Raw genomic sequence first — 25,339 nt, forward strand, 5'->3', positions numbered from 1 at the left:
CTACTTGTTATAAAGGGCAAGATTTTGAAAACCAAAGGGCTAAAAGAACTATTGACAGAGTATTAAGGATTTTAGCTTTTATTTTTATCTCGTAGTGGCTTTAAGAGTAGGAAATATCTATATATTTGCGATCTTAAAAAAAAATAAATAAAGCCATTTATGATGAAAAATCTAAAGAAAATTGTGTTTTTTGCTATCGCTGTTTTTGCGTTTGTTCTATCGTCTTCTTGTAGTAGTGATGACGCTCCAAAAGAGAATCCGGATGAAATCCAAACAAAAGGAGAATTTATCAAATTCAAATACAAAGGAACTTCTTATTCTTTTGAACCTGGAGTATCAAGTTCATTAAATTTGCTTATAAAGGGAAGTCAAGGAATAGACAATACCTACAAAAGTATTGGTTTATGGATGCCTTTGATTGTAACAAAAGGTAGTCACCCGATTGTTCTTGATTTGTCAAAGCTTGAAACAACTTATCAGGTAGATTTTGCCTTTATGCCAGAATTTAGTAATGTAAATGCAACATCAGGGACAATGAATATTACGCTTGTAAATAGCGAAAGAATTGAAGGAACATTTAATTTCTCTGCAACTAAAAACGGAACAGCGGTTGAAGTTACAGAAGGTAGCTTTAGCGTGAAAGCACTAAGATAGATTTTAAAAATAAAAATTGTGATAAAAAGCAGCAGTAAGCAAAAGTTTACTGCTGTTTTTTTTTAGTAGCACTTTTCTTTTCTCCATTATTTTAGTCGAAATTTGCATCAAAACCCATTAAAACAAAACTCAAAATGGAATTCGGTAGAATCATTATTTCAGAAAGCGCAGCAGAGAGTGCAAACCCTCAGGACATTATCAACTCAAATATATCGGTAATTAATCTGATGCGTGAGGAAAAAATCGACGACGATTTGATTCACGAAGATGCGCTGATGAGTTATTATTTAGATTATTATACATCACAATATACCGAAGGCAATTTTGCACAATTCGTTTACAATTCAGGATGGAACAAAGAATTAAATGAATTGATCGAAGAAGGGCTAGCTTTAATTGGTGCTGAAAAACATTTGGAATTATTTCAAACACAGGCTAAAAGAGTTCGATTATTGAGCAGTGTCAAAATCGGTAAATTTCTAAAGGGAAAACTGGAAGGTGTAAACCCGACTAGAGATTTATTAAACAATGATGCCTTCTTCGAATTAGAAGAAAATCTGGTTACCCTTAATGCGGAATTTTTAAAATCACATCCCGATACAGAAGTGCTTTCGGTAGATGAAATGTTTGCGGTTTTAGAAGAATTTGTGGGGCATGAGATTAAGAGAGCTTAGTTTTTTTGTTCCGCAGAGATTCACAAAGAAAAAGCACAGAGACACACAGAGTTTAATCCAAATCTTTGCGAATCTCTGTGTCAGCTTCGCGCAACTTTGTAGTATTAAGAGAGTTTAGTTTTTTGTTCCGCAGAGATTCGCAAAGAAAAAACACAGAGACACACAGAGTTTAATATAAATCTTTGCGAATCTCTGTGTTAGCTTCGCGTAACTCTGTGAAATTCTCTTTCTAGATAATTTAGGCCCATGAGATTAAGAGAGCTTAGTTTTTTGTTCCGCAGAGATTCACAAAGAAAAAACACAAAGAGACACAGAGTTTAATATAAATCTTTGCGAATCTCTGTGCTAACTCTGTGCAACTCTGCGAAATTCTCTTTCTAGATAATTTAAGCTCACGAGATTAAAAGAGCTTAGTTTTTGTTATTCCACAGAGATTCGCAAAGAAAAAACGCAAAGAGACACAGAGTTTAATATAAATCTTTGCGAATCTCTGTGCCAGCTCCGTGCAACTCTGTGGAATTCTTTTTTTGGAGAATTGTGGCTCACGGAGTCCTATATAAATCTTAGCGAATCTCTATGCCAGCTTCGCGCAACTCTGTGGAATTAACCTGAATTTTGGTAAATCGCCACATTAGTTTTACGAAACTCCGTGAAATTCTCTTTTACACACAACTTTGTCCTTAATCTTAACAAACATTTCCTTAAATTTGCTTCCTTTATATAAAAATAAAATAGTTACAAAAATCAAGCTATGTTACAAATCGCATTTATTAGAGAAAATCAGGAGAAAGTAATCAAGGCTTTAGCAAAACGAAATATCGATGCTAAAAGCGTTGTTGAAGAAGTGGTGCAATTAGATGAAAACCGTCGTGCTGCGCAGGCAGAATTAGACAATGTTTTATCTGAATCTAATAAATTGTCCAAAGATATCGGTGAACTGATGAAAGCGGGAGAGAAATCGAAAGCCGCAATCTTAAAAGAAAAAACAGTTTCCTTAAAAGAAAAAAGTAAAGAATTAGCCGAAAAAGCAGAAGCTTTGGCTGTCGAATTAACAAACAAATTATACACATTACCTAATCTTCCCGCAGATATTGTTCCGGAAGGAAAAACACCGGACGACAATCTGAATGTTTTTGAAGAAGGAGAAATTCCGGTTTTGCACGAAGGTGCTCAGCCTCACTGGGATCTAGTGAAAAAGTACGATATCATCGATTTCGAATTAGGTGTAAAAATCACAGGTGCCGGATTTCCGGTTTACAAAGGAAAAGGAGCTCGTTTGCAACGTGCTTTAATCAACTACTTTTTAGATAAAAATACAGCTGCAGGATACAATGAAGTTCAGGTGCCTCATTTGGTAAACGAAGCTTCAGGATACGGAACAGGACAATTGCCGGACAAAGAAGGACAAATGTATCACTCAACGATTGATGATTTGTATTTGATTCCAACAGCTGAGGTTCCCGTGACCAATTTGTTCCGCGATGTTCTTTTAAGCGAAAGTGAATTACCGGTTTTACATACAGCATACACACCATGTTTCCGTCGTGAAGCAGGTTCTTACGGAGCACACGTTCGCGGATTAAACCGTTTGCACCAATTTGATAAAGTAGAAATCGTTCGAATCGAGCATCCGGACAATTCATATAAAGCGCTTGACGGAATGGTGGAGCATGTAAAAAATATTTTGCAGGAATTGAAATTACCCTACAGAGTTTTACGTCTTTGTGGTGGCGATATGGGTTTTACTTCAGCGTTGACGTATGATTTTGAGGTGTTTTCTACGGCACAAGATCGTTGGTTAGAAATCAGTTCAGTATCTAACTTCGAAACTTTTCAGGCCAATCGCTTGAAATTACGTTTCAAAGACAAAGACGGTAAAAACCAATTGGCACATACACTTAACGGAAGTTCATTGGCGTTACCTAGAGTTTTGGCCGGAATTTTAGAAAACTACCAAACTCCGGAAGGAATCGTAATCCCGGAAGTATTACGTCCTTACTGCGGATTTGACATTATAGATTAACTTTTATAGTTACATATACAAACCTAACAGGTTTTTAAAACCTGTTAGGTTTAATTTAGTAACGGCAACTACAACTCAAAAAAACTGAAATATGAAAAACATCTTTATCTATATCGTTTTGTTGTGGTCCACCCTTACATTTGCACAAAATGAGCAACTCGCTCAATATTACTACGATAAAGGCGATTTTGAAAAAGCTAAAGTCAGTTACGAACAGCTTTTAAGCGGTTCACCATCTAACAGTCAGTATTTTTTAAGAACTGTAGATTGCTACCAGCAATTACAGCAATTTGATATTGCCCAAAAAGCGATTCAGGAAAGATACAACAGATACAAACAAGGTATTTTTTTAGTAGAATTAGGATATAATTTTCAACTTCAGAAAAACGAATCCAAAGCCAAAGACTATTACGAGCAGGCAATTGAAAAAATCCGAACAAACCCAAATGATGTTTACGGAATCGGAAATTCATTTGAGAAAAAAGTATTGTTGGAATATGCCTTAAAAGCCTATCAGACAGCAATGGAAATACAGCCGAATTACAATTTTAATTTTCAAATCGGAATGTTGTACGGTCAGTTAGGAAAGACCGATTTGATGATTGATCTTTTGTTAACCGAGTCCTATCAGAATCCGCAAAATGCCAATTTAATTCAGACACAATTGTCCCGTTTTATGAATGGCGAGGCAGATAATACGAGTTTTAAAGATGCCATGAGAAAGGCATTAATCCTGAGAACACAAAAAGATCAGGACGTGTTCTGGAATCATTATCTGAGTTGGTTTTATGTGCAACAGAAGGAATTCGGAAAGGCTTTTATTCAGGAGAAAGCCATTTATAAAAGAGAACCGGAATCGTTGATGAGTATTGTGAATCTGAGTCAGTTTGCATTGAATGAAGACGATACCGAAACGGCCTCAGAAATTTTAAATTTTATTCTTTTAAATACCAGAGATTTAGATTTATTGATTCAGACAAACGCACGTCTGATGGAGATTAAAATTGCAAAAGCGCAAGAAAAAGACTACCCTGCAATCGATGCAGAACTGCAACAATTGCTTACAACCTATGAAATCACTCCTTTTACCTTATCTTTGCAAATAATTCAGGCACATTTTCTGGCTTTCAATTTAAAAAAACCGGAAGAAGGCAAGGCAATTATAAAAAAAGCATTAGAGCTTAATCTGAACGATTACCAACAGGCTGATGCTAAAATGGAGTTGGGAGATATTTTGCTTTTGGAAGAAAAATTCAATCAGGCCTTGATTTATTATTCGCAAATTCAATTGGATTTAAAGAATGATGTCATGTCACATGAGGCGAGTTTGAAAGCGGCTAAAACTAGTTATTATAAAACCGATTTTGAATGGGCTTTAAAACAGTTTAAAGAACTTAAATCGGCCAATACACAATTGATTGCCAATGATGCTCTTGAATATTTTTTGCTGATAAACGATAATACCGTTGCCGATTCAACACAAACGGCATTGAAACAGTTTGCTAAAGGTGATTTTCTGCTATATCAAAATAAAAAACAGGAAGCCATAGCACAGTTTCAGGGGATTTTGAAAACCTTTAAAGGGCAGGAAATTGAAGCTGTTACTATGTTGCGTTTAGGTAAAATTTATGAAAGTTTGGCAGATTATAGTGCAGCTTTAAGTCAATATCAGCAAATTATTGACCATCACAGCGACGGAATTTATGTAGACGAGGCACTGTTCTTCTCCGCAGAAATTTACAACGATGAATTGAAAGACACAGAAAAGGCAAAGCCTTTATATGAAAAGATAATTTTTAACCATCAGGACAGTATTTACTTTGTTGATGCGAGAAAAAAATACCGCCAATTGCGGGGAGATACCAATTTGTAAAATTCCAAAAAAAGGAAATTCCAAATTCCAAACTCTGAGAATAATAAGAATTAAAAGAAGAGACAGAATGATTATTTACAACGTTACCACAAACATACACGAGAGCGTTCATGACCAATGGTTAAAATGGATGCAGGAAAAACATATACCGGAAATTTTAGGGACAGGGAAATTTTCTTCCGCCAGAATTGTAAAGGTTTTAATTGAAGAGGAAATGGGTGGTGTAACTTACTCTGTTCAATATGTTACGGATAGCAAACAGACTTTGGAGCAGTATTATATGGAAGACGCACCAAGATTTCGTCAAGAAGCTTTAGAGCTTTTCGCAGATAAAATGCTTTCTTTCAGAACAGAACTGGAAGTAGTTTCGGAACATTAGTATTTCAGTCTCAGTCTCCGTTTTCAGTTTAGATCTTTAAGATAGAAGGATTCATTTTTATAAATAAATAAGATAATGGAAATTCGATTTCAAACTAAAGAAGAAAGCAATAAACAACAGCAAGAGGAATTTTTTAAGCTGTCTAAAGTAGAGAGATTCTATAGCTTTTTGCGTTTAATGGAGAGAGTTAGTCGATTTCCTGTGAAAAATAAGATTGATAAGAATAAAGACAATTTTCTTATTGTAATAAAAAGGGAATAAGTATGTCAAGATTGTGGGATCAGAATATAGACGAGTTTATTTCCCTGGCAGACAAGCATCAGGTAAGGATGCTTATGGTGGGAGGTGGAGCTGTTAATTTTCATGGTTATCAGAGGCATTCTGCAGATGTTGATTTTTGGATTGAAACAACCCGGGAAAATTTCAATAAACTAGTTCTTGTTTTTAAAGAAATGGGATATGATATTGATGATTTTCCGGAGAATGTAAAAAAAGAAGAACAAAATATATCAATCAAATTTTCCCCGACAGATTTAGATTTGGAATTAATTACTAAATTTTCGGTTAATAAAACCTTTGATGAGGCTTTTAAAGATAGTGAAGAAGTAACGGTGCACGATAAGACGTTTTTACGTTGGAATGTGTTGTCATTAGAAGATTTGATTACGAGTAAAATCAAAGCAAATAGAGCTAAAGATTTACTGGATATTCAACAATTACGTGAAATAAATAAAAAATAAAGAGTTGTGTCTTAGCGCCTTCGTGGCTAAACCAAACCTTGTAGGCCCTTATGGCAAATAAAATAGAATAATGGAAAAAGTAAAAGCTAAAAAACATTTAGGACAGCATTTCCTGAAAGATGAAAGTATTGCCAAAGCAATTGCAGATACTTTGAGTTTAGAAGGATATGATGAGGTTTTAGAAATAGGACCGGGGATGGGTGTGCTGACTAAATATTTGCTTGATAAACCAATTAATACCCATGTGATCGAGATTGATACAGAATCAGTGGTGTATTTGGGTGAAAATTATCCAAAACTTAAAGATAAAATTATCTCTCAGGATTTCCTGAAATACAATATTAACGAGGTTTACGAGAACAAACAGTTCGCTATTATTGGGAATTTCCCGTATAATATTTCGACTCAGATTGTTTTCAGAACCCTGGAGTTCAAACATCAGATTCCGGAGTTTTCGGGGATGTTTCAAAAAGAAGTTGCAGAACGAATCTGCGAGAAAAAAGGATCAAAAGCATACGGAATCTTATCCGTTTTAGCTCAGGCTTTCTATCATACAGAGTATTTGTTTACTGTTGACGAAAATGTTTTTATTCCTCCGCCCAAGGTTAAATCGGGTGTGATGAAAATGACCCGAAAGGAAGATTATAGTCTTCCTTGTGGTGAAAGGTTGTTCTTTACAGTGGTGAAAACTGCTTTTCAGCAAAGACGAAAAACATTACGTAACAGTTTGAAAACATTAAATTTATCAGACCAATTGCGAGAAGACACTATCTTTGATAAACGTCCCGAGCAGCTGAGCGTTGAAGAATTTATTGTTTTGACTCAAAAAATAGAAGCCGATGGAGTTCAAAGTTAGCAAAGAATTAGTCCAACAATTAGAAGAGCACATTGTTAGTAAAAACGACAAAGAACTTGAAGTTTTACTGAATGATATGCACCATGCCGATATCGCCGAAATCTTAGATGAATTAGATTTTGATGAGGCAACTTACATCTTTAAAGTTTTAGATAGTGATAAAACGGCTGAGATTCTTTTAGAGTTGGAAGATGATTTGCGGGAGAATATCTTAAGCCGACTTTCGCCGAAAGAAATTGCAGAAGAGCTCGATGAGCTTGAAACCAATGATGCGGCAGATATTATCGCCGAACTTTCCCAGGAAATTAAAGCCGAAGTAATCTCAGAGTTAAATGACGTTGAACACGCAAAAGACATTGTCGAATTATTGCGTTACGATGAAAACTCTGCCGGTGGTTTGATGGGAAAAGAGTTGGTAAAAGTCAATGAAAATTGGAATGTACTAACTTGCGTGAAAGAAATGCGTATTCAGGCAGAGAATGTATCCAGAGTACATTCTATTTATGTTGTTGATGACGAAAACCGATTGAAAGGAAGGCTTTCGCTAAAAGATTTATTAACAACTTCTACTAAAACTCAAATTAGTGATATCTATATCCGAAAGCTGAATTTTGTAAACGTAGATACCGAAGATGTTGAGGTAGCACGTATCATGCAGAAATACGATTTGGAGGCGATTCCTGTTGTCGACGAATTAGGACGTTTGGTGGGCCGTATTACGATTGATGATATCGTAGACGTGATAAAAGATGAAGCAGACAAAGATTACCAATTAGCGGCCGGTATTACACAAGACGTAGAGTCAAATGACAGCGTTCTTGAGCTGACAAAAGCACGTTTACCTTGGCTTCTAATCGGAATGGTGATTGAAATTGTAGCTTCCTTTGTGCTGAAAGGCAATGAAGCAACCTTTCAAAAATATTCTACTTTAATTATTTTTGTGCCTTTACTTTCTGCAACAGCAGGAAATATCGGTGTTCAGGCATCGGCAATCGTTGTTCAGGGTTTGGCGAACGGAACTTTAAAAGAATTTAGCCGCGGTTATTTCAGCAAGGAAATTAGCGTATCGATGATTTCGGGAACGATTATCTCGTTACTTTTATTAGGCTACCATTCGGTGATGTATCAGCAATATTTAGTAGGATTAGCAATTTCAATTTCGATGATCGTGGTAATTTTGTTTGCTGCAACCTTAGGAACTTTAGTGCCGCTTTTTCTACATAAAAATAAAATCGACCCGGCAATTGCAACGGGTCCGTTTATCACCACGACCAATGACGTTTTTGGAATTATGCTCTACTTTGGAGTTGCCAAATTGATTCTTGGATTTTAAATTTTTGCCACAAATTGATGGATTTCAGTGATTTAAAATGAATAAAATCTATGTAATTTGTAAGCGGAAAACAAACTGTTAATCAGCTCAGAAAACAGACCAAAAAACAACCAAAATGAAAGTACACATTATAGGAGGAGGAAACCTTGGTGTTTCTATTGCGCTCGGAATTGCACAATTCTCTAAACACAATCAGGTTACTGTTACAAGGAGAAACACAGCCAGTATTCAGTATTTGTCTGAATACGGAATTACAGTTTCATCCGACAATAAACAAAATATTCAAGAGGCTGATGTGGTGATCTTAACCATTAAACCGTATCAGGTTGATACCGTTTTGGCAGAAATTTTGCCGGTGATCAAAAACCAAACTATCGCTTCTGCTGTGAGTGGACTATCTCTTGAGATGCTTCAAACTAAAACAAATAATGAATTTCCGGTGATCCGAATTATGCCCAATATTGCGGCTCAGTTTGGAGAATCGGCTACCTGTATCTCTTTTCCCGAAAAAGACAAAGAAAAAGCATTGCCAATTGTAGATTTATTTCAGGATTTAGGAACCGCTCCCATAATCGATGAAAAACTGATGGATGCTGCAACTGTTTTGGGAGCTTGCGGTACAGCATATGCATTGCGTTATATTCGTGCTTCTATGCAGGCCGGAATCGAGATTGGATTTGACTCGAATACCGCTTTAGCCATAGCAGCGCAAACGGTGAAAGGAGCTGCAAAAATGCTTTTAGAGGAAAAAGTACATCCGGAACAATTAATCGATCGTGTTACGACACCACAGGGTTGTACCATTGTGGGACTTAATGAAATGGAACACAACGGATTTAGTTCTTCTTTAATTAAAGGAATCAAAACTTCGCTGAAACAGATTAAAGGATAAAATTTGGGAAGTAAAATTCCAATTTTTTAAATCCCAAATTCCAACTTATGAACGTTGGGATTTGGGATTTTTTCTTTTTTGGCTGATGATAGTTTAAACTTTTCCTTAATCAAATTTCTCAAGAGAACATACGAGTATAATTTTTGTTTTCACAGAAATAAAGTGAATAAAGTCGGTATGATAGCCGAGAAGTACTTTGCATTGATTTATAAATTTTTGCAAGGATGAAAACAAAATTATTTATTTTATTATTTCCAATACTTGGTTTTGGACAAACACAAGTTGGAGTTGATATTGTCGGGGAGCTTAATTCTAATAGCGGCAGAAGTGTTTCGCTTTCCGCAGATGGCAAGACGCTTGCTGTTGGGGCACCCAGCGCTACAGATAACGGAACATCTTCAGGTCAGGTTCGAGTGTATAGAAATACTGCAGAGGGCTGGACGCAGGAAGGTACTGCAATTAATGGAAAAGCGGCTTACGAAACCGTTGGTTCTTTTGTTTCTCTTTCTGCTGATAGTAATACGTTGGCTATTGTAACGAACAATGGTTTGATTCGGGTGTATAAGAAAGAGGATGGAGATTGGAAACAGCAAGGGATTGATGTTAAAGTAGCTTTTTCTAATGGTTGTTTTTACGGTAATGGTCTTTCGCTTTCATCAAATGGTAATGTTTTTGCTGTTGTGGCCAGGGGACAATCAGATGGTGATGCAATACAAGCGAAAGTCTATAAAAATTGGAATGGAAATTGGACACAGATTGGAAATACAATTATTGGAGGAGCAAGCAGCTATTGCAGTACACAAAGTATTTCACTTTCTGTAGATGGTAGTATCCTTGCTATTGGAGCCAGTGCCGGTAATGCCAATGGTGAAAATTCAGGTCAGGTACAGGTCTACAAGAATAATGATGGGAATTGGATGCAATTAGGGACTACTTTTAATGGTAAAAAGGGGAGTTATTTTGGCGCAAGTGTTTCCCTCGCTGCGGATGGCGGTACTTTGGCTATTGGAGCATACGGAGCAAAGTCTAATGGGGAATACTCAGGACAAGTTAAGGTATATAAATGGAACTCAACACGCTGGACGGAGTTAACAACAATTAATGGAGAAGCAAGCGGTTATTATTTCGGTATTAGTGTTTCGCTCTCTGCAGCCGGTAATGTATTGGCGATTGGAGCTACGGGAGGCAATGTCAATGGTGTCAATTCCGGTCAAGTGAAGGTCTACAAAAATAGGGTAGAAGGTTGGACACAGGTTGCCTGTATTAATGGTAAAGCCAATGATTATAGCGGTAATAGTGTCTCACTCTCGGCAGATGGTAGCATTGAGGCTATTGGCGCAACCTCAAGTAATAATGGCTTTAGCGGCAAGGTCAGGGTATTTGGTCCGCTACATCTTTAGACTAGAATTGTTTTGCAATTGTAAGTACTTTATATAGACCAATTTTTTAATCCAAAATTCCAACAACGTTAGGTTGGAATTTTGGATTTCGTTTTTTTCTTTTGATTCAAAGTATATTTCAAATAACAGAAGCCAAATAGTCCGGAAACTACAGAGGCGATTAAAATGGCTATTTTAGAAAAAACAATGGTTTCGGGATCGTGAAAAGCTAAAATGGTAATGAAGATTGACATGGTAAAACCAATTCCTCCAAGCATTCCCGCACCTATGACATGAGCCCATTTGAGGTTTTTGGGTAGTGTACACATACCGGCACTTACTCCGATCAAAGAGAACAAAAAGATTCCAAGAGGCTTTCCAACTACTAGTCCTAAAATAATACCGTACGTGTTGGGATGGTTTAAACCTTCGTGCCAGTCCGATTCAATGGGGATACAGGTATTTGCCATAGCGAATAAAGGAAGAATAACAAAAGCAACAGGTTTGTGCAGGAAGTGCTCCAGTTTATGAGAAACAGAATTTTCGTCACCATTTCCAAAAGGAATTACAAAGGCTAGTATAACTCCCGTAATAGTAGCGTGAACACCGGAATTAAGCATAAAATACCACATCAGGACACCACCAATTAAATATGGAATAATATTGTAAACTTTCATTCGATTCAAGACAAATAAAAGAGCCCAAATTCCCAATGCAATGGCAAGATTTACAAAAGCTATCGTTGTGGTGTAGAAAATGGCAATAACAATGATCGCTCCTAAATCGTCGATTACGGCCAATGCGGTTAAAAATACTTTTAGAGAGGCAGGAACGCGGCTTCCTAAAAGCGATAAAATTCCAATTGCAAAAGCAATATCCGTTGCCATTGGTATTCCGGCGCCGTTTTGCGTTGCGGTCCCAAAATTTAAAGCAAGGAAAATTGCTGCAGGAACAAGCATACCACCAAAAGCAGCCATAATTGGCAATGACGCATTTCTGATGCTGGACAGCTCTCCATGATAAATTTCACGTTCTAATTCTAAACCAATCAATAAGAAGAAAATCGTCATCAAACCGTCGTTAATCCAGTGTGTGATCGAATGTCCTCCCAAATCGTGATCCCAGAAACTAATATAATCAGCTTGCATAGAAGAGTTAGCCAGATAAAGGGACAGTATAGTGACAAAAAGTAAAAGAAGCCCTCCTGATTTTTCGTTTGCAAAAAAGGCTTTAAAAGTTTTGGTTAATTTCATGTGGAATATATTCTAAAGATGCGGAAACAAGAAAAAGGCAAAGTAGCCTAAGATTTCTCGATTATTCAAAGTTAAAAAAAATAAAGCCAATAAAAAAGTCAGAACGTTTTGTTTGGACGGAAACTATGTTTTTTGGAATTCAAAAATGAAGAATATGCTGTATTTTTGTTTTTCAATTCGTATAATTAAATTTATTTATGAGCACAAAAATTCTACATATCGACAGTAATAACCCTATTCTCTGGAAACAATTAGAGGAGGCTAATTTTGAAAATGAGGCCGATTTTAAATCTACTAAAGAAGAAATTGAAGCTAAAATTCACAATTATAATGGAATCGTAATTCGAAGCCGTTTTAAAATTGATAAAACCTTTTTAGACAAAGCCGTTAATCTGCAATTTATTGCCAGAGTGGGAGCGGGTTTAGAAAGTATTGATTGTGAGTATGCTGAAGAAAAAGGAATTCATCTGATTGCAGCACCTGAGGGAAATCGCAACGCTGTTGCAGAACATTCGTTAGGAGTAATTTTGTCTTTGTTTAATAATTTGAATCAAGCCGATGCAGAAATAAAAAACGGACAATGGAACCGCGAAAGTAACCGTGGTCATGAACTTGACGGCAAAACAGTGGGTATTATTGGGTACGGAAATATGGGGAAAGCTTTTGCGAAGAAACTGCGCGGATTTGAGACAACGGTTCTTTGTTATGATATTTTGGATAATGTTGGTGATGAAAACGCTAAACAGGTTTCTTTGTCAGAGTTGCAAGAAAAAGCCGACGTGTTAAGTTTGCATCTTCCATGGACTCCGGAAACGGACAAAATGGTCAATGCTGATTTTATAAAAGCTTTTGCAAAACCATTTTGGATTATCAATACCTCTCGTGGTAAAAATATTGTAACGGCTGATTTAGTGGAAGCAATGAAAACGCAAAGGATTTTAGGAGCCGGTTTAGATGTTTTGGAATACGAGAAGTTGTCTTTTGAGACGCTTTTTCAAGATAAAAATACACCAGAGGCTTTCCAATATTTACTGGAAGCAAAAAACGTTTTGCTGACACCTCATATTGCCGGATGGACATTTGAAAGTCATGAACGTCTGGCTCAGGTAATTGTCGATAAAATAAAAGCGCTTTATTCTGTTTCTTAACCTTTATTTTGGGTTTTAATAACGAGTCTTTTCCTGTAAATATTGTGACGATAATTAGTTTTATTTGTTAATTTTTAATAATATTGTTTTCGATTTTTTGAAGAATCAATCTAAATAGGATTTCTTTAGAATCTGAAGGAGTAACCGAAAATCCTAAAGAGTAGGAATTAACTAACAAACAATATTAATTATGATTGAATGGTACAAAAAAGTGGTTTTTGAAAACTATGCAAATTTTGATGGAAGAGCAAGAAGAAAAGAGTACTGGATGTTCTTTTTGGCAAACATTATTGTAAGCATTATATTTGGATTTATAGTAGGTTTTATTGCTGCATTAATCTCGCCTAGCATTACCCCTTTAGCAAACGTCTATAGCTTAGCCGTTTTTATTCCATCAATTGCTGTTGCAATCAGAAGAATGCATGATATCGGTAAAAGTGGTTGGTATATTCTAATTCCTATTTATAATATCATATTGTTGGCTACGGAGGGAGATAAAGGTACAAATGAGTATGGTGAAGATCCTAAAGGGTATAGTGATACAATTGATGAAATTGGAAAATCAGAGCTATAATAATCTATAAAAGAACTATAATATGGAAGAGACAAAAACAGAATCTTGGAATACTCCATTAGCTCCAAGACAAGAAAATAAAAAAGTTCTTGCCGGAGTTTTGGGAATAATCTTTGGGTATTTAGGAATTCATAAATTCGTTTTAGGATATACCAAAGAAGGGGTAATTCAACTCGTTTTAAGTATTGTAACCTGTGGTATTGCAGGGATTATTGGTTTCATAGAAGGAATCATTTATCTTACAAAATCAGATGAAGATTTTTATCAGACCTATCAGGTTGGTAAGAAAGGATGGTTTTAAAAACATACAAATCCCATTGTAATAAATGGGATTTGCGCTTTTGTTCAAGAAAGTGTTTTGGTGAAAATATGCAATTAAATAAGGTTTGAAAGGAGTAAGTAAAAATTCCGGAGAACAGAAATTAACTAATAAACAATATTAATTATGATTGAATGGTACAAAAAAGTGGTTTTTGAAAACTATGCAAATTTTAAAGGACGTGCACGAAGAAGTGAGTATTGGTATTTTGCACTTGCTAACGGAATAATCTTTACTTTATTAATTGTAATAGGAGTTATAATTGGTAGCGTTCTTGGAGATGCATTAACGGGAGTTATTATAGGATATGTTCTTTTTGGAATTTATAGCTTGCTGACACTTGTTCCTACTTTGGGAGTTGTGGTTAGAAGATTGCATGATGTTGGTAAAAGCGGTTGGTTTTATTTAATTGCTTTTATTCCATTTATCGGAGGAATCTGGATTCTTATTTTGTTCTGTACCGAAGGAAATCATGGACCAAACCAATACGGATCTGACCCTAAAAATCCGACTGAGGAGATTAATGAAATTGGAAAAGTTGAATTGCAATAATTAAAAGAAAAAACAATATAAAGATGGAAACTACAAAACAAGAATCATGGAATGCTCCACAAGGAGTGAAACAAGAAAATAAAAAAGTGGTTGCAGGAGTTCTTGCAATTTTATTAGGTGGATTAGGAATCCATAAGTTTTATTTAGGTTATACAAAAGAAGGAGTTATTCAATTGATATTAGGTCTTTTGTGTGGAATTGGTGCCGTAATAGGACTTATAGAAGGAATTCTATATTTAATAAAAACAGACGACGAGTTTTATGAGACTTACCAAGTTGGTCAAAAAGGCTGGTTCTAAATAAGACAAGAACCATTTATTACGATGGTTTTTATACGAATACAATTCATCTCGAAAGAGATGGGTTGTATTTTTTTTATGCAATTTTTGAAGGAATGTCTTTCGTGTTGTTATTGAGAAAGATAGCGGTATGATTTGGTTTTGGAACGAATTATTTCTGTTGAAAGTTAAATCCAAAGGAGGAACTGAAAATCCTTAAGAGTAAGAAAATTATTAAAAAAAAAGAATAATCATGATTGAGTGGTACAAGAAGGTAGTTTTTGAAAACTATGCAAATTTTAGTGGAAGAGCGAGAAGAAGCGAATATTGGTACTACTGTTTAGCTAGTACGCTAATATCTATGATTTTAGGAGTGCTTGATTATTTTGCTAACTTAAGCCCTGGAGGTTTGGAATTGGGAGTTTTTAGAGGGTTATACGGTTTAGTAGTTTTTATCCCGGGTTTAGCAGTAATGGTGAGAAGATTACATGACGTTGGTAAAAGTGGGTGGTTTATATTTATTATTTTAATTCCCTTGATAGGTGTAATATGGTTCTTTATCTCACTTTGTACGGAAGGAGATGATGGACAAAATGAGTATGGTGCCGATCCGAAAGATGAGTTTGATGAAATGGACGAGATTGGAAAAGAGTTAGCCTAATCCGTTTTAAGTAAAAAACAAAAAACCCGTTTCAGTTCGAAACGGGTTTTGTTTATTTAGTGTAAAGCGCTAATCTTCTTTTTCAGATAATTTACGCTCTAATTCTATTTGAAACTCTTCAATAACGGGTTTCATAGTGCTTTCCGGAATATCGGCGATTCTGATGTACATTAAGCCGTCTACAGCATTGTTAAACAACGGATCAACGTTAAAAGCTACTACGCGGGCGTTTTGCTTGATGTATTTCTTAATTAAAACAGGTAAACGTAAATTCCCCGGTTCTAGTTCATCAATGATTTTATCAAATTTGTTTAAGTCAGATTCGGCTTCATCAAATATAAAATCTTTATCAGCATCTTTCAATTTAACCTTATAGGCTTTTTTCGGATGTATGTATTGCGCGATATATGGATCGTAATAGTTTGATTTCATAAACTCAATCATCAGCGATTTAGAGAAATCAGAAAATTGGTTACTGATACTTACCCCACCCAAAAGATATTTATGCTCAGGATAACGCAAAGTGGTATGAATAATTCCTTTCCACAACAAGAACAAAGGCATCGGTTTTTGTTGGTAATCTTTAATGATAAAAGCACGACCCATTTCGATCGATTTATGCATCATATCATGTAATTCCGGTTCAAATCGGAAAAGATCATTCAGATAAAAACCTTCAATACCGTATTTTGGATAAATTTCAGAACCCAATCCCATGCGGTAAGCACCGGCGATTCTTTTGGTATCATCATCCCACAAAAACATATGGTGGTAGTATTTGTCGTACTGGTCTAAGTCAATAGACTCATTGGTTCCTTCTCCAACTTCACGGAAAGTAATTTCACGTAAACGACCAATTTCATGCAGCACATTCGGAATTGCTTTCGCTCTGGCAAAAAACACTTCGTAATTCTTGCTTTGCAATAAACGGCAATCACTGGATCGCAATGCGTTTACTTCAGCAATCATGGCGCTTTCACTTGCGGGTGTCACGATTTTTTTAGGTGCTTTCGGTATTTTTAAACTTGCAGTATCTATTAATTTGCTATCCTTTTCGAAAGGATTAGCAAGCATATAGGTTTTCTTTCTTAAAAATTCGGAATATTCTTCAAACGATTCAATTTCGTTTTGTTCGTTTACAGAAATCGGTTTTCCAATACGTACTTTGATAACGCGATCTTTTTGCGTTAACAGTTCAGACGGTAATTTTGCTGTGCGCAAAGTATCATCGATTTTGGAAAGCCAATAAAATAATTTGCTGTTTTTAGCGTGAAAATAAATGGGAACAACCGGAACTTTTGCTTTTCTAATCAGCTTCAAAGCACCCTCTTCCCAAGGTTTATCTACGACTAATTTTCCATCTTTGTAAGTAGAAACTTCTCCTGCAGGGAAGATTCCCAAAGGCTTTCCGTCGCTTAAGTGACGTAAAGTTTCTTTAATTCCAACCACACTTGATTTGGCATCCTTATGATTTTCAAAAGGATTTACAGGCATGATGTATTTTTTAAGAGGAACGATTCTGTGTAACAGGAAATTGGCGATAATCTTAAAATTAGGCTCTCTTTCAAGCATTAATTTCAACAACAAAATACCATCAATTCCTCCAAGTGGGTGATTTGAAATGGTAATATAGGCGCCGTCTTTTGGTAAACGCTTTAGATCTTCTTCAGGAATTTCAAATTTAATTTGCAATTCATCAAGAACTCCGTTTAAAAACGGAACATCCTCTAAATGTTTATTGTGGTCGTAGATCTTATTGAGGGTTGATATTTTTAGAACCTTCATAAGCATCCAACCCGAAAAAGTACCTAATACTCCGTACTTGTCAACATTTATTGCCTTTGCAACTTCTTTCGCGGTAACTAAACCCATGTACTATTTTTAATTTATTAGAGCAGCGAACAAAGATAACAAAAAACTCTACTTTTTGCTGTTTCAAACGCAAACTTTCCACTTTTTTATTACATTTGAAATCCTAAAATAAAACTGTAATGAAAATCATTTCTTATAATGTAAACGGAATCAGAGCCGCAATTTCAAAAGGATTTATCGATTGGTTGCAACAGGCCAATCCGGATGTTATTTGTCTTCAGGAAATAAAGGCAACACAAGAACAAATTCCGGTAGACGACATAACAGCAGCGGGTTACCCGTATCAGTACTATTATCCTGCGACAAAAAAAGGGTACAGTGGCGTGGCTATATTGTCTAAGATAAAGCCAAATAATGTCATTTACGGAACCGGAATTCATCATATGGATTTTGAAGGACGTAACCTTCGTGCTGATTTTGACGACTGTTCCGTGATGAGTTTGTATCTTCCGTCGGGAACAAATATTGAAAGATTAGACCATAAATTTATGTTTATGGATGATTTTCAAACGTATATAAACGAGTTAAAACTTACAATACCAAATTTGGTTATTTGTGGGGACTATAATATTTGTCACGAAGCGATAGATATTCATGATCCGGTTCGTAACAAAACCGTATCGGGATTTTTGCCGGCCGAACGTGCTTGGTTAGATACTTTTATGAAATCCGGTTTTGTGGACAGCTTCCGTCATTTCAATAAAGATCCGCATCATTATTCCTGGTGGAGTTATCGTGCAGGAGCCCGAGGTAATAATAAAGGCTGGCGTATCGATTATAATTTGGTAAGCGACTCCTTGCAACATAAATTAAAGCGTGCCGTTATCCTTCCGGATGCCGTGCACTCCGATCATTGCCCGGTTTTAGTAGAGATTGAGTAATCTTGGTATCGTTATTGTTATAAAAATTACGTTTTCAAGTGATGTCCCCGCTTTATGCTGTGGTTTTTCTTTGTTCGAAGGGACAAGTAAAAAGTACGGTTATCGTGGAGCTTCAGTAAACAAGATGTTTTAAATTAGTAAACGCCTCAAATAAAAATTAAATAAAAATGATTAAAAAAGCCTCAATCGGATTGCTAGTATTAGCCTTATCTACAACTTCTTGTGTCTCTAAGAAAATTTACAACGATCTGGAATCTAAATATTCAGATCTAAAAAAAGAAAATCGTTCTGTTAGTGATGAAAATGCAGATTTAAAGAAAGCAAAAAATCAGTTAGAATTAGACCGTGATAAATTAACTAAAGATTTAACAGGTACTAAAGCCGATCTTGAAAAACAAAAAGCGGATCTGGCTGCAGAACAAAAAAAATACAAAGTGCTACAAGATTCGTACAATGCACTTGAAAAAAACAGCAATGATGCTCTGGAAAGCAACATGAATAAAAACCGCGAATTGTTAGCACAATTAGAAGCGAAATCAAAAAAATTAGCCGAAGAACAAGCGCGTTTAGACAAAACAGCAAGTCGTCTAAATGAACTTGAAGCTATGATTGCCGCCAAAGAAGCCGCAATGAAAAAACTAAAAGACACCTTGTCTAAAGCTTTAAACGGTTTTGAAGGAAAAGGTCTGACAGTAGAACAGAAGAACGGAAAAGTATACGTTTCTATGGAAAATAAATTACTTTTCAATTCAGGAAGCTGGGCTGTTGGAACAGAAGGTAGAAAAGCGGTTGTTGAATTAGGTAAAGTATTAGGTGATAATCCCGATCTTTCGGTTCTTATTGAGGGACATACTGACGATGATCCATATGTAGGTTCAGGACCAATTACAAACAACTGGGACCTATCGACAAAAAGAGCAACTGCAATTGTGGCTATTTTGACTGAAAATGAAAAAATCAATAAACAAAAATTAACGGCTGCCGGACGTAGTGAGTTTTCTCCACTTGACAGTAATGCGACTCCGGAAGGAAAAGCGAAGAACCGTAGAATCGAGATTATCTTAACGCCAAGACTAGATGAAATCGCAGAGATGCTGAATAGTATTAATTAAGTTGCTAAGGTTCTGAGTTGCTGAGACTCTAAGATTTATAGACAAAAGGCTCAAGGATTTTTCTTGGGCCTTTTGTCATTTCAATGAAAACTTATAGCTCTGGTTTTTCGTAACTTTGATTTGTAAAAACCTAAGATTATGGGACTTCCGGAATTAAAAGATAAAATAAGACTTCAGCTGGATTTAGCAGATGAAAGAGTGTTGCGAATCGTATCTTCTGTTTTTGATAATTACTTAAACGAAGTAGTTTCGTGTGACGCAAAAGGGAATCCTATATCATTATCTGAATATCATAATAAAGTTGAAGAGGGACTAGATGATGTCAAGTATAAACGAATAGTCTCAAAAGAAAATTTATCAAAAGAAATGGAAGATTGGGATATTGTGTTAAGTTGCTAAGGTTCTGAGTTGCTGAGACTCTAAGATTTATATACAAAAGGCCCAAGGATTTTTCTTCGGCCTTTTGTTATTTCAATGAAAACTTAAAGCTCTGGTTTTTCGTAACTTTGATTTGTAAAAACCTAAGATTATGGGACTTCCGGAATTAAAAGATAAAATAAGACTTCAGTTGGATTTGGCAGATGAAAGAGTGCTGCAAATTGTATCTTCTGTTTTTGATAATTACTTAAACGAAGTAGTTTCGTGTGACGCAAAAGGGAATCCTATATCATTATCTGAATATCATAATAAAGTCGAAGAAGGATTAGGTGATGTCAAGTATAATCGAATAGTCTCAAAAGAAAATTTGTCAAAAGAAATGGAAGATTGGGATATTGTGTTAAGTTGCTAAGGTTCTGAGTTGCTGAGACTCTAAGATTTATATGCAAAAGGCTCAAGGATTTTCCTTGGGGCCTTTTGTTGTTTCAGTGAAAACTTAAAGCTCTGGTTTTTCGTAACTTTGATTTTTAAAAACCTAATATTATAGGACTTCCGGAATTAAAAGATAAGATAAGACTTCAGTTGGATTTGGCAGATGAAAGAGTGTTGCGAATTGTATCTTCTGTTTTTGATAATTATTTAAACGAAGTTGTTTCGTATGATGCAAAAGGATACCCTGTATCATTATCTGAATACCATAATAAAGTTGAAGAGGGACTAGATGATGTCAAGTATAATCGAATAGTCTCAAAAGAAAATTTATCAAAAGAAATGGAAGATTGGGATATTGTGTTAAGTTGCTAAGGTTCTGAGTTGCTGAGACTCTAAGATTTATATACAAAAGGCTCAAGGTAAAATCTTGAGCCTTTTATCGTTTCAAATAGAAAAACTCAGCACCTTAGCAACTCAGCACCTCAGTACCTTTAAAAAAAAGTGTAACTTTTTTTTAACTTTTATCCTACTCCCCATTGCTAATTCCCTTTGTATATTTGAAGTCTTATAATTCAGAACAGGCAATCTCAGAGCCTCAGAAACTTAGTAACTTAGAACCTCAAGAAAGAAAATGAAATACACAACGTTACCGCACACCGATATAAAAGTTAGTAAAATCAATCTTGGTACAATGACTTTTGGTCAGCAAAACACAGAAGCCGAGGGACATGCTCAAATGGACTATGCACTCGAAAGAGGAGTGAATTTTTTTGATACTGCCGAAATGTATTCGGTTCCGGCGCGTCAGGAAACTTATGGAAGTACCGAAAAAGTCATTGGTTCCTGGTTTAAAAAATCAGGCAATCGTGATAAAGTAGTTTTGGCTAGCAAAATTGCAGGTCCAAATCCGGGTTTCACCTATATGAGAGATCAATTAGATTTCTCGCCTGCAAGTATTAAATATGCGGTAGAAAACAGCTTAAAACGCCTTCAGACTGACTATATCGATTTGTACCAAATGCATTGGCCGGAACGAAAAACCAATTATTTTGGACAACGTGCTTTTAATGGTTATGATGATGTTTGGGAAGATAACTTCAGAGAAATTCTGGAGACTTTTGATGCGTTGATCAAAGAGGGAAAAATAAAACACATTGGAGTTTCTAATGAAAATGCGTGGGGAATGATGCGTTTACTGGAAGAAAGTAAATACAACAATCTGCCAAGAATTAAAACCGTTCAAAATCCGTATTCTTTATTGAATCGTCTTTTTGAGGTGGGTTCTGCTGAAGTTTCAAAATATGAAAATATCGGTTTGTTGGCTTACTCTCCTTTAGCGTTTGGCGTATTGACCGGTAAATTCTTAACCGGAGAAGAACATCCAAATGCAAGAATCAAACTTTTCCCACAATACACGCGCTATAACAGTGAGCAATGTACACAGGCTACCTGTTTGTATCAGGAAATTGCACACAAACACGGTTTAACTCTGACTCAATTAGCCATGGGATTTGTGTTACAACAGCCATTTTTGACCAGTGCCATTATTGGAGCTACAACTTTGGAACAATTAAAAGAAAACATCGATACAATTGATGTGGTGCTTTCCAAAGAAATCATTACGGAAATAAACGAGGTTCAGGCAATAATTCCCGATCCGGCACCCTAATATAAAACTAAACCCGACAGGTTTCAAAAACCTGTCGGGTTTAATTTATTTTTATAATTTTTAAAGATCAAATTCATCATCTACTGATAAAGAATCAACAGGAACCGCTGTTGAATCCGGCGCTTTAATTCGCAATAACGAACGGGCATTTCCGGATATATAAACCGGTAATTGTCCAATGGTATCTTCGGGAATTAAAAGCCCCCTGCGAAACATTAAATTCCGTAAGAATTTCTGATTCTTTATGGCGTAGTCTTTCAAATTACCCTGGTCATTAAACTGGTACATGAATTTTCTTGGTTTAGGAATAATCGTCGCTAAATACAAACATTCATCAACATTTAAAGCCGACGGACTTTTCTGGAAATAAAAATGACTCGCCTCTCCAATTCCGTATACGTTAGGTCCCCATTCGATAATGTTGAAATACACTTCGAGCATTCTTTCTTTGCTTGCGATGCGGTTATTTTCTAAAATATAAACCAATAAAATTTCTTCAAGTTTGCGCGAAAGTGTTTTTTCACGCGTCAAAAACACATTTTTAATCAACTGCATGCTGATGGTGCTGGCGCCGCGAGAGAATTTTTTAGTTCGGATGTTTTTTAGAATCGATTGTTTAAACGCTTCATTGATAAAGCCACGATGCGAAAAGAACGAAGGGTCTTCCGTCGTTAAAACACATTTCCTTAAATAAGGCGAAATCTGGTCTAAAGGCGTGTAATTTGGATTTGCATTTCCAACTAAAACCGGACGCTGCATTACATTTTGAATAATAGCACGATATACAAATTCACCATTTAATTTATTCAAATCAGCCTCCCCATACTTTGTAATTCTTAAGTCTTCTTTGTTTAGTTTACTGTCAAAAACCAAGGTGTTAGGCTTGTTTTTGTTGAATTTGAAATCTAGTTTGTAATCAAAATTCCCTGTTGCCTCCATTCCCTGAAAATGAGTAAACAATCCATCGGGAAGCGAGACAATAAAATCCTGCGCTTTCATTTTCGGAATAGCAACTTTTAAGGTGTAGATGGTATCTGATTCTGTATTATAAGAAACATATGGACGCACTTTTATTTTGTTCAACTGCATGGTCGAAGTACTGTCGATCGAGATAAAATCATTGCCCAATAAGAAACGATAGTCAAAACGCGCATTTTTAATCACAACGTCCTTACTGGCGATTTTCGGATGATTGATTTTTAGATTTGAAATCGAAGTGTAACCGTCAATGTGTAATTCACTTCCGCTTTTCTCAATGTTTTCTACATTCAGACGTATAGAATCAAAACTCGCTTTTAGATTATAGCGTTCATCTAAATACGGAACTTTTATAGCACCCGTGTCTAAATTGAAAAAACGAATGTCTGCTTTTTTGTTTCTGGGATCAGCAAATCCTTTTATGTTCCAACGCTGGTCAAAATCCTTGCTTTGTACATGAAGATTGGTTTCGAGTTGTTTGTTGTTTAAAACGAGTTTATTTATGGCAACAGACGTTTTTTTGCCATTGTCGTCAATTTTAAAAATCAGGTTTTCCAATTTCATATCCGTAGGAACCAAATTCAGCAATTTGGAGATAATACGATAAGCAAAAGTAGCATACTTGCGTTTTTCGTTTTTATCGGTATCGGAAGGGTCTTTTTTAAGAAACGCATCAAAATTGCGGATTTTTCCTTTTTTGACCAATTGAATGTATCCGTTATCTATTTTTAAAGTACCAACCTGAACGTCACCAATTAATAAATTAGACAAGCTAACGCTGGTTTCTATTTTTTGAATATGAAAAAGAGTGTCCGCATTTTTTGGAGCCAGAATCACATCCGTTAATTTAATACCGGATAAACCTTCAAAAGAAGCAGATTTTACAGAAAAAGTACTGTTGTATTCCACATTCATTTTGCGGGTTACTTTTGCAATGGCTTGTTTTAAAAGCGAATCGCGGAAAAAGTAAAATCCTAAAAAAAGCACTGCTAATACCAGGGCTAGTATTAAGAGTGCTTTTTTTATTTTTTGTTTTGGAAATTTCATAAAGTAGGTTTATAGAAAATTAACCAAAAAGAATACTGGCTACATCTTCAATTTTAGCCACGAGTTCAATTTTGATTCCTGTGTTTTTTAAGGCAATTTTATTGTATTTGGAAACAAAGATAGTATTGAAACCTAATTTTTCGGCTTCCTGAATTCTTTGATCTACCCGATTTACCGGACGAATTTCTCCCGATAAGCCAACTTCACCCGCAAAACAAAATCCTTTTGTTACCGGAATATCTTCGTTTGAAGACAAGATGGCTGCAACGACCGCTAAGTCAATCGCGGGATCATCTACAGAAATTCCTCCCGTTACATTGAGGAAAACGTCTTTAGCGCCTAAACGAAATCCGGCTCTTTTTTCTAAAACGGCCAGAATCATGTTTAATCTTTTGGCGTTATAACCGGTTGTGCTTCGTTGTGGAGTTCCGTAAACAGCAGTACTTACAAGAGATTGTATTTCGATCATCAACGGGCGCATGCCTTCAAGAGTGCTGGCAATCGCAGTTCCCGATAATTCTTCGTCTTTATGTGAAATTAATATTTCTGATGGATTGCTTACTTCGCGTAAACCACTTCCTAACATTTCGTAAATTCCCAGTTCGGCTGTTGATCCGAAACGGTTTTTTAACGAACGTAAAATTCGATACACATGATTTCGATCGCCTTCAAATTGTAAAACGGTATCGACCATATGCTCCAGGATTTTTGGACCTGCAATGTTTCCGTCTTTCGTAATATGTCCGATCAGAATAACCGGTATGTTGGTTTCTTTGGCAAACTTGATCAGTTCGGCTGTGGTTTCTCTAATCTGAGAGATACTTCCGGCAGTTGATTCGATATAATCCGTATGCAAAGTCTGAATCGAGTCAATAATGACAATTTCAGGTGCCATTGCTTCGATCTGTTTGAAGATGTTCTGCGTTTTGGTCTCGGTCAATATATAACAGTTGTCACTATCCGGCGTGATTCTTTCGGCACGCATTTTTATTTGCTTCTGGCTTTCTTCGCCCGAAACATACAGTGTTTTATAAGGTAATTTTAGAGAGATCTGAAGTAAAAGTGTACTCTTTCCAATCCCGGGCTCTCCTCCCAAAAGTGTTAAGGAACCAGGAACAAGACCACCGCCAAGAACACGGTTTAGTTCTCCGTCAGTCGTGTTCATTCGAATCTCCTGAGCCGAATCAATTTCATTAATTTTTAACGGACGTGGTGCTTTACCCGTTGGAGTGGGTTCGCTCTTCCAGGCTACTTTTTCCTGTTTTTGAATAATTTCCTCGGCTATAGTATTCCATTCTTTGCAGGCATTACATTGCCCTTGCCATTTGGCATATTGAGTTCCGCAGTTCTGGCAAAAAAAAGAAGTTTTAACTTTTGACATT

General features: G+C 36.0%; 26 protein-coding genes. 22 read left to right on the forward strand and 4 right to left on the reverse strand.

Annotated elements, in window-relative coordinates:
* The first annotated feature begins 159 nt into the window (after positions 1 to 159).
* From ACHRV5_RS07700 to ACHRV5_RS07745, 10 genes are all read left to right on the forward strand, one after another.
* Positions 160 to 654, forward strand: a complete 495-nt coding sequence (locus ACHRV5_RS07700) for a hypothetical protein (RefSeq protein ID WP_395426353.1) — start codon at positions 160 to 162, stop codon at positions 652 to 654.
* Between the two features lie 134 nt (positions 655 to 788).
* On the forward strand, positions 789 to 1,328 hold the full coding sequence (locus tag ACHRV5_RS07705) for a hypothetical protein (protein ID WP_395426354.1): 540 nt from the start codon (positions 789 to 791) through the stop codon (positions 1,326 to 1,328).
* Positions 1,329 to 2,079: 751 nt separating this feature from the next.
* Positions 2,080 to 3,351 (forward strand): serine--tRNA ligase, encoded by a 1,272-nt coding sequence (gene serS, locus ACHRV5_RS07710; RefSeq protein WP_230003893.1) that lies wholly within the window; start codon positions 2,080 to 2,082, stop codon positions 3,349 to 3,351.
* Between the two features lie 91 nt (positions 3,352 to 3,442).
* Positions 3,443 to 5,224, forward strand: coding sequence for a tetratricopeptide repeat protein (locus ACHRV5_RS07715; protein ID WP_395426355.1), 1,782 nt, complete (start codon positions 3,443 to 3,445; stop codon positions 5,222 to 5,224).
* Positions 5,225 to 5,291: 67 nt separating this feature from the next.
* Positions 5,292 to 5,603: a DUF4286 family protein gene (locus ACHRV5_RS07720; protein WP_230003889.1), complete on the forward strand. Its 312-nt coding sequence runs from the start codon at positions 5,292 to 5,294 to the stop codon at positions 5,601 to 5,603.
* 263 nt (positions 5,604 to 5,866) lie between these two features.
* Entirely contained in the window at positions 5,867 to 6,343 is a 477-nt protein-coding gene (locus tag ACHRV5_RS07725) for a nucleotidyl transferase AbiEii/AbiGii toxin family protein (protein ID WP_395426356.1), read from the forward strand.
* A gap of 70 nt (positions 6,344 to 6,413) precedes the next feature.
* Entirely contained in the window at positions 6,414 to 7,199 is a 786-nt protein-coding gene (gene rsmA, locus ACHRV5_RS07730) for a 16S rRNA (adenine(1518)-N(6)/adenine(1519)-N(6))-dimethyltransferase RsmA (RefSeq protein WP_047777019.1), read from the forward strand.
* Complete coding sequence (mgtE, locus tag ACHRV5_RS07735) at positions 7,183 to 8,532, forward strand: magnesium transporter (protein WP_047777021.1); 1,350 nt, start codon at positions 7,183 to 7,185, stop codon at positions 8,530 to 8,532. The genes rsmA and mgtE overlap by 17 nt, the downstream gene beginning before the upstream one ends.
* Before the next feature lie 115 nt (positions 8,533 to 8,647).
* Positions 8,648 to 9,424, forward strand: coding sequence for a pyrroline-5-carboxylate reductase (gene proC / locus ACHRV5_RS07740; protein WP_395426358.1), 777 nt, complete (start codon positions 8,648 to 8,650; stop codon positions 9,422 to 9,424).
* Positions 9,425 to 9,648: 224 nt separating this feature from the next.
* On the forward strand, positions 9,649 to 10,824 hold the full coding sequence (locus tag ACHRV5_RS07745; RefSeq protein WP_395426359.1) for a WD40 repeat domain-containing protein: 1,176 nt from the start codon (positions 9,649 to 9,651) through the stop codon (positions 10,822 to 10,824).
* Between the two features lie 68 nt (positions 10,825 to 10,892).
* Here the strand turns inward: ACHRV5_RS07745 and nhaA are convergent, their stop codons facing one another.
* Positions 10,893 to 12,056, reverse strand: coding sequence for a Na+/H+ antiporter NhaA (gene nhaA / locus ACHRV5_RS07750; protein ID WP_230003886.1), 1,164 nt, complete (start codon positions 12,054 to 12,056; stop codon positions 10,893 to 10,895).
* A 197-nt stretch (positions 12,057 to 12,253) separates the two neighbouring features.
* Here nhaA and ACHRV5_RS07755 point away from each other — a divergent pair, with 197 nt between their 5' ends.
* From ACHRV5_RS07755 to ACHRV5_RS07780, 6 genes are all read left to right on the forward strand, one after another.
* Complete coding sequence (locus tag ACHRV5_RS07755; protein WP_395426360.1) at positions 12,254 to 13,204, forward strand: 2-hydroxyacid dehydrogenase; 951 nt, start codon at positions 12,254 to 12,256, stop codon at positions 13,202 to 13,204.
* A gap of 190 nt (positions 13,205 to 13,394) precedes the next feature.
* Positions 13,395 to 13,778, forward strand: a complete 384-nt coding sequence (locus tag ACHRV5_RS07760) for a DUF805 domain-containing protein (RefSeq protein ID WP_205625357.1) — start codon at positions 13,395 to 13,397, stop codon at positions 13,776 to 13,778.
* Between the two features lie 22 nt (positions 13,779 to 13,800).
* Positions 13,801 to 14,079, forward strand: coding sequence for a TM2 domain-containing protein (locus ACHRV5_RS07765; RefSeq protein ID WP_047777029.1), 279 nt, complete (start codon positions 13,801 to 13,803; stop codon positions 14,077 to 14,079).
* A 144-nt stretch (positions 14,080 to 14,223) separates the two neighbouring features.
* Positions 14,224 to 14,649: a DUF805 domain-containing protein gene (locus ACHRV5_RS07770; protein ID WP_395426361.1), complete on the forward strand. Its 426-nt coding sequence runs from the start codon at positions 14,224 to 14,226 to the stop codon at positions 14,647 to 14,649.
* Between the two features lie 23 nt (positions 14,650 to 14,672).
* Positions 14,673 to 14,948, forward strand: a complete 276-nt coding sequence (locus tag ACHRV5_RS07775; RefSeq protein WP_047777032.1) for a TM2 domain-containing protein — start codon at positions 14,673 to 14,675, stop codon at positions 14,946 to 14,948.
* Positions 14,949 to 15,180: 232 nt separating this feature from the next.
* Entirely contained in the window at positions 15,181 to 15,588 is a 408-nt protein-coding gene (locus tag ACHRV5_RS07780; RefSeq protein WP_230003878.1) for a DUF805 domain-containing protein, read from the forward strand.
* 69 nt (positions 15,589 to 15,657) lie between these two features.
* Here the strand turns inward: ACHRV5_RS07780 and ACHRV5_RS07785 are convergent, their stop codons facing one another.
* Entirely contained in the window at positions 15,658 to 17,460 is a 1,803-nt protein-coding gene (locus ACHRV5_RS07785) for a lysophospholipid acyltransferase family protein (RefSeq protein ID WP_047777035.1), read from the reverse strand.
* Between the two features lie 119 nt (positions 17,461 to 17,579).
* Between ACHRV5_RS07785 and ACHRV5_RS07790 the strand changes: the two genes are divergently transcribed.
* The 6 genes from ACHRV5_RS07790 (at position 17,580) to ACHRV5_RS07815 (ending at position 21,932) form a co-directional block, all read left to right on the forward strand.
* Positions 17,580 to 18,341 (forward strand): exodeoxyribonuclease III, encoded by a 762-nt coding sequence (locus ACHRV5_RS07790; RefSeq protein ID WP_047777036.1) that lies wholly within the window; start codon positions 17,580 to 17,582, stop codon positions 18,339 to 18,341.
* Between the two features lie 167 nt (positions 18,342 to 18,508).
* Complete coding sequence (locus tag ACHRV5_RS07795) at positions 18,509 to 19,453, forward strand: OmpA family protein (RefSeq protein ID WP_395426362.1); 945 nt, start codon at positions 18,509 to 18,511, stop codon at positions 19,451 to 19,453.
* Positions 19,454 to 19,591: 138 nt separating this feature from the next.
* A complete protein-coding gene (locus ACHRV5_RS07800; RefSeq protein WP_395426363.1) occupies positions 19,592 to 19,852 on the forward strand; it encodes a hypothetical protein in 261 nt (86 codons plus the stop codon).
* Positions 19,853 to 19,982: 130 nt separating this feature from the next.
* On the forward strand, positions 19,983 to 20,243 hold the full coding sequence (locus tag ACHRV5_RS07805) for a hypothetical protein (RefSeq protein WP_395426364.1): 261 nt from the start codon (positions 19,983 to 19,985) through the stop codon (positions 20,241 to 20,243).
* A gap of 176 nt (positions 20,244 to 20,419) precedes the next feature.
* Positions 20,420 to 20,635 (forward strand): hypothetical protein, encoded by a 216-nt coding sequence (locus ACHRV5_RS07810; RefSeq protein ID WP_395426365.1) that lies wholly within the window; start codon positions 20,420 to 20,422, stop codon positions 20,633 to 20,635.
* A gap of 259 nt (positions 20,636 to 20,894) precedes the next feature.
* Entirely contained in the window at positions 20,895 to 21,932 is a 1,038-nt protein-coding gene (locus tag ACHRV5_RS07815; RefSeq protein WP_395426366.1) for an NADP(H)-dependent aldo-keto reductase, read from the forward strand.
* Between the two features lie 60 nt (positions 21,933 to 21,992).
* Here the strand turns inward: ACHRV5_RS07815 and ACHRV5_RS07820 are convergent, their stop codons facing one another.
* Together ACHRV5_RS07820 and radA are read right to left on the reverse strand one after the other, a co-directional pair.
* Complete coding sequence (locus ACHRV5_RS07820) at positions 21,993 to 23,957, reverse strand: transglycosylase domain-containing protein (protein WP_047777043.1); 1,965 nt, start codon at positions 23,955 to 23,957, stop codon at positions 21,993 to 21,995.
* A 19-nt stretch (positions 23,958 to 23,976) separates the two neighbouring features.
* On the reverse strand, positions 23,977 to 25,338 hold the full coding sequence (radA, locus tag ACHRV5_RS07825) for a DNA repair protein RadA (protein ID WP_230003866.1): 1,362 nt from the start codon (positions 25,336 to 25,338) through the stop codon (positions 23,977 to 23,979).
* Position 25,339: the final 1 nt, after the last annotated feature.

Origin of the sequence: Flavobacterium sp. FlaQc-52, assembly GCF_044007495.1 — a bacterium.
Taxonomy (GTDB): Bacteria; Bacteroidota; Bacteroidia; order Flavobacteriales; family Flavobacteriaceae; genus Flavobacterium; species Flavobacterium cupriresistens.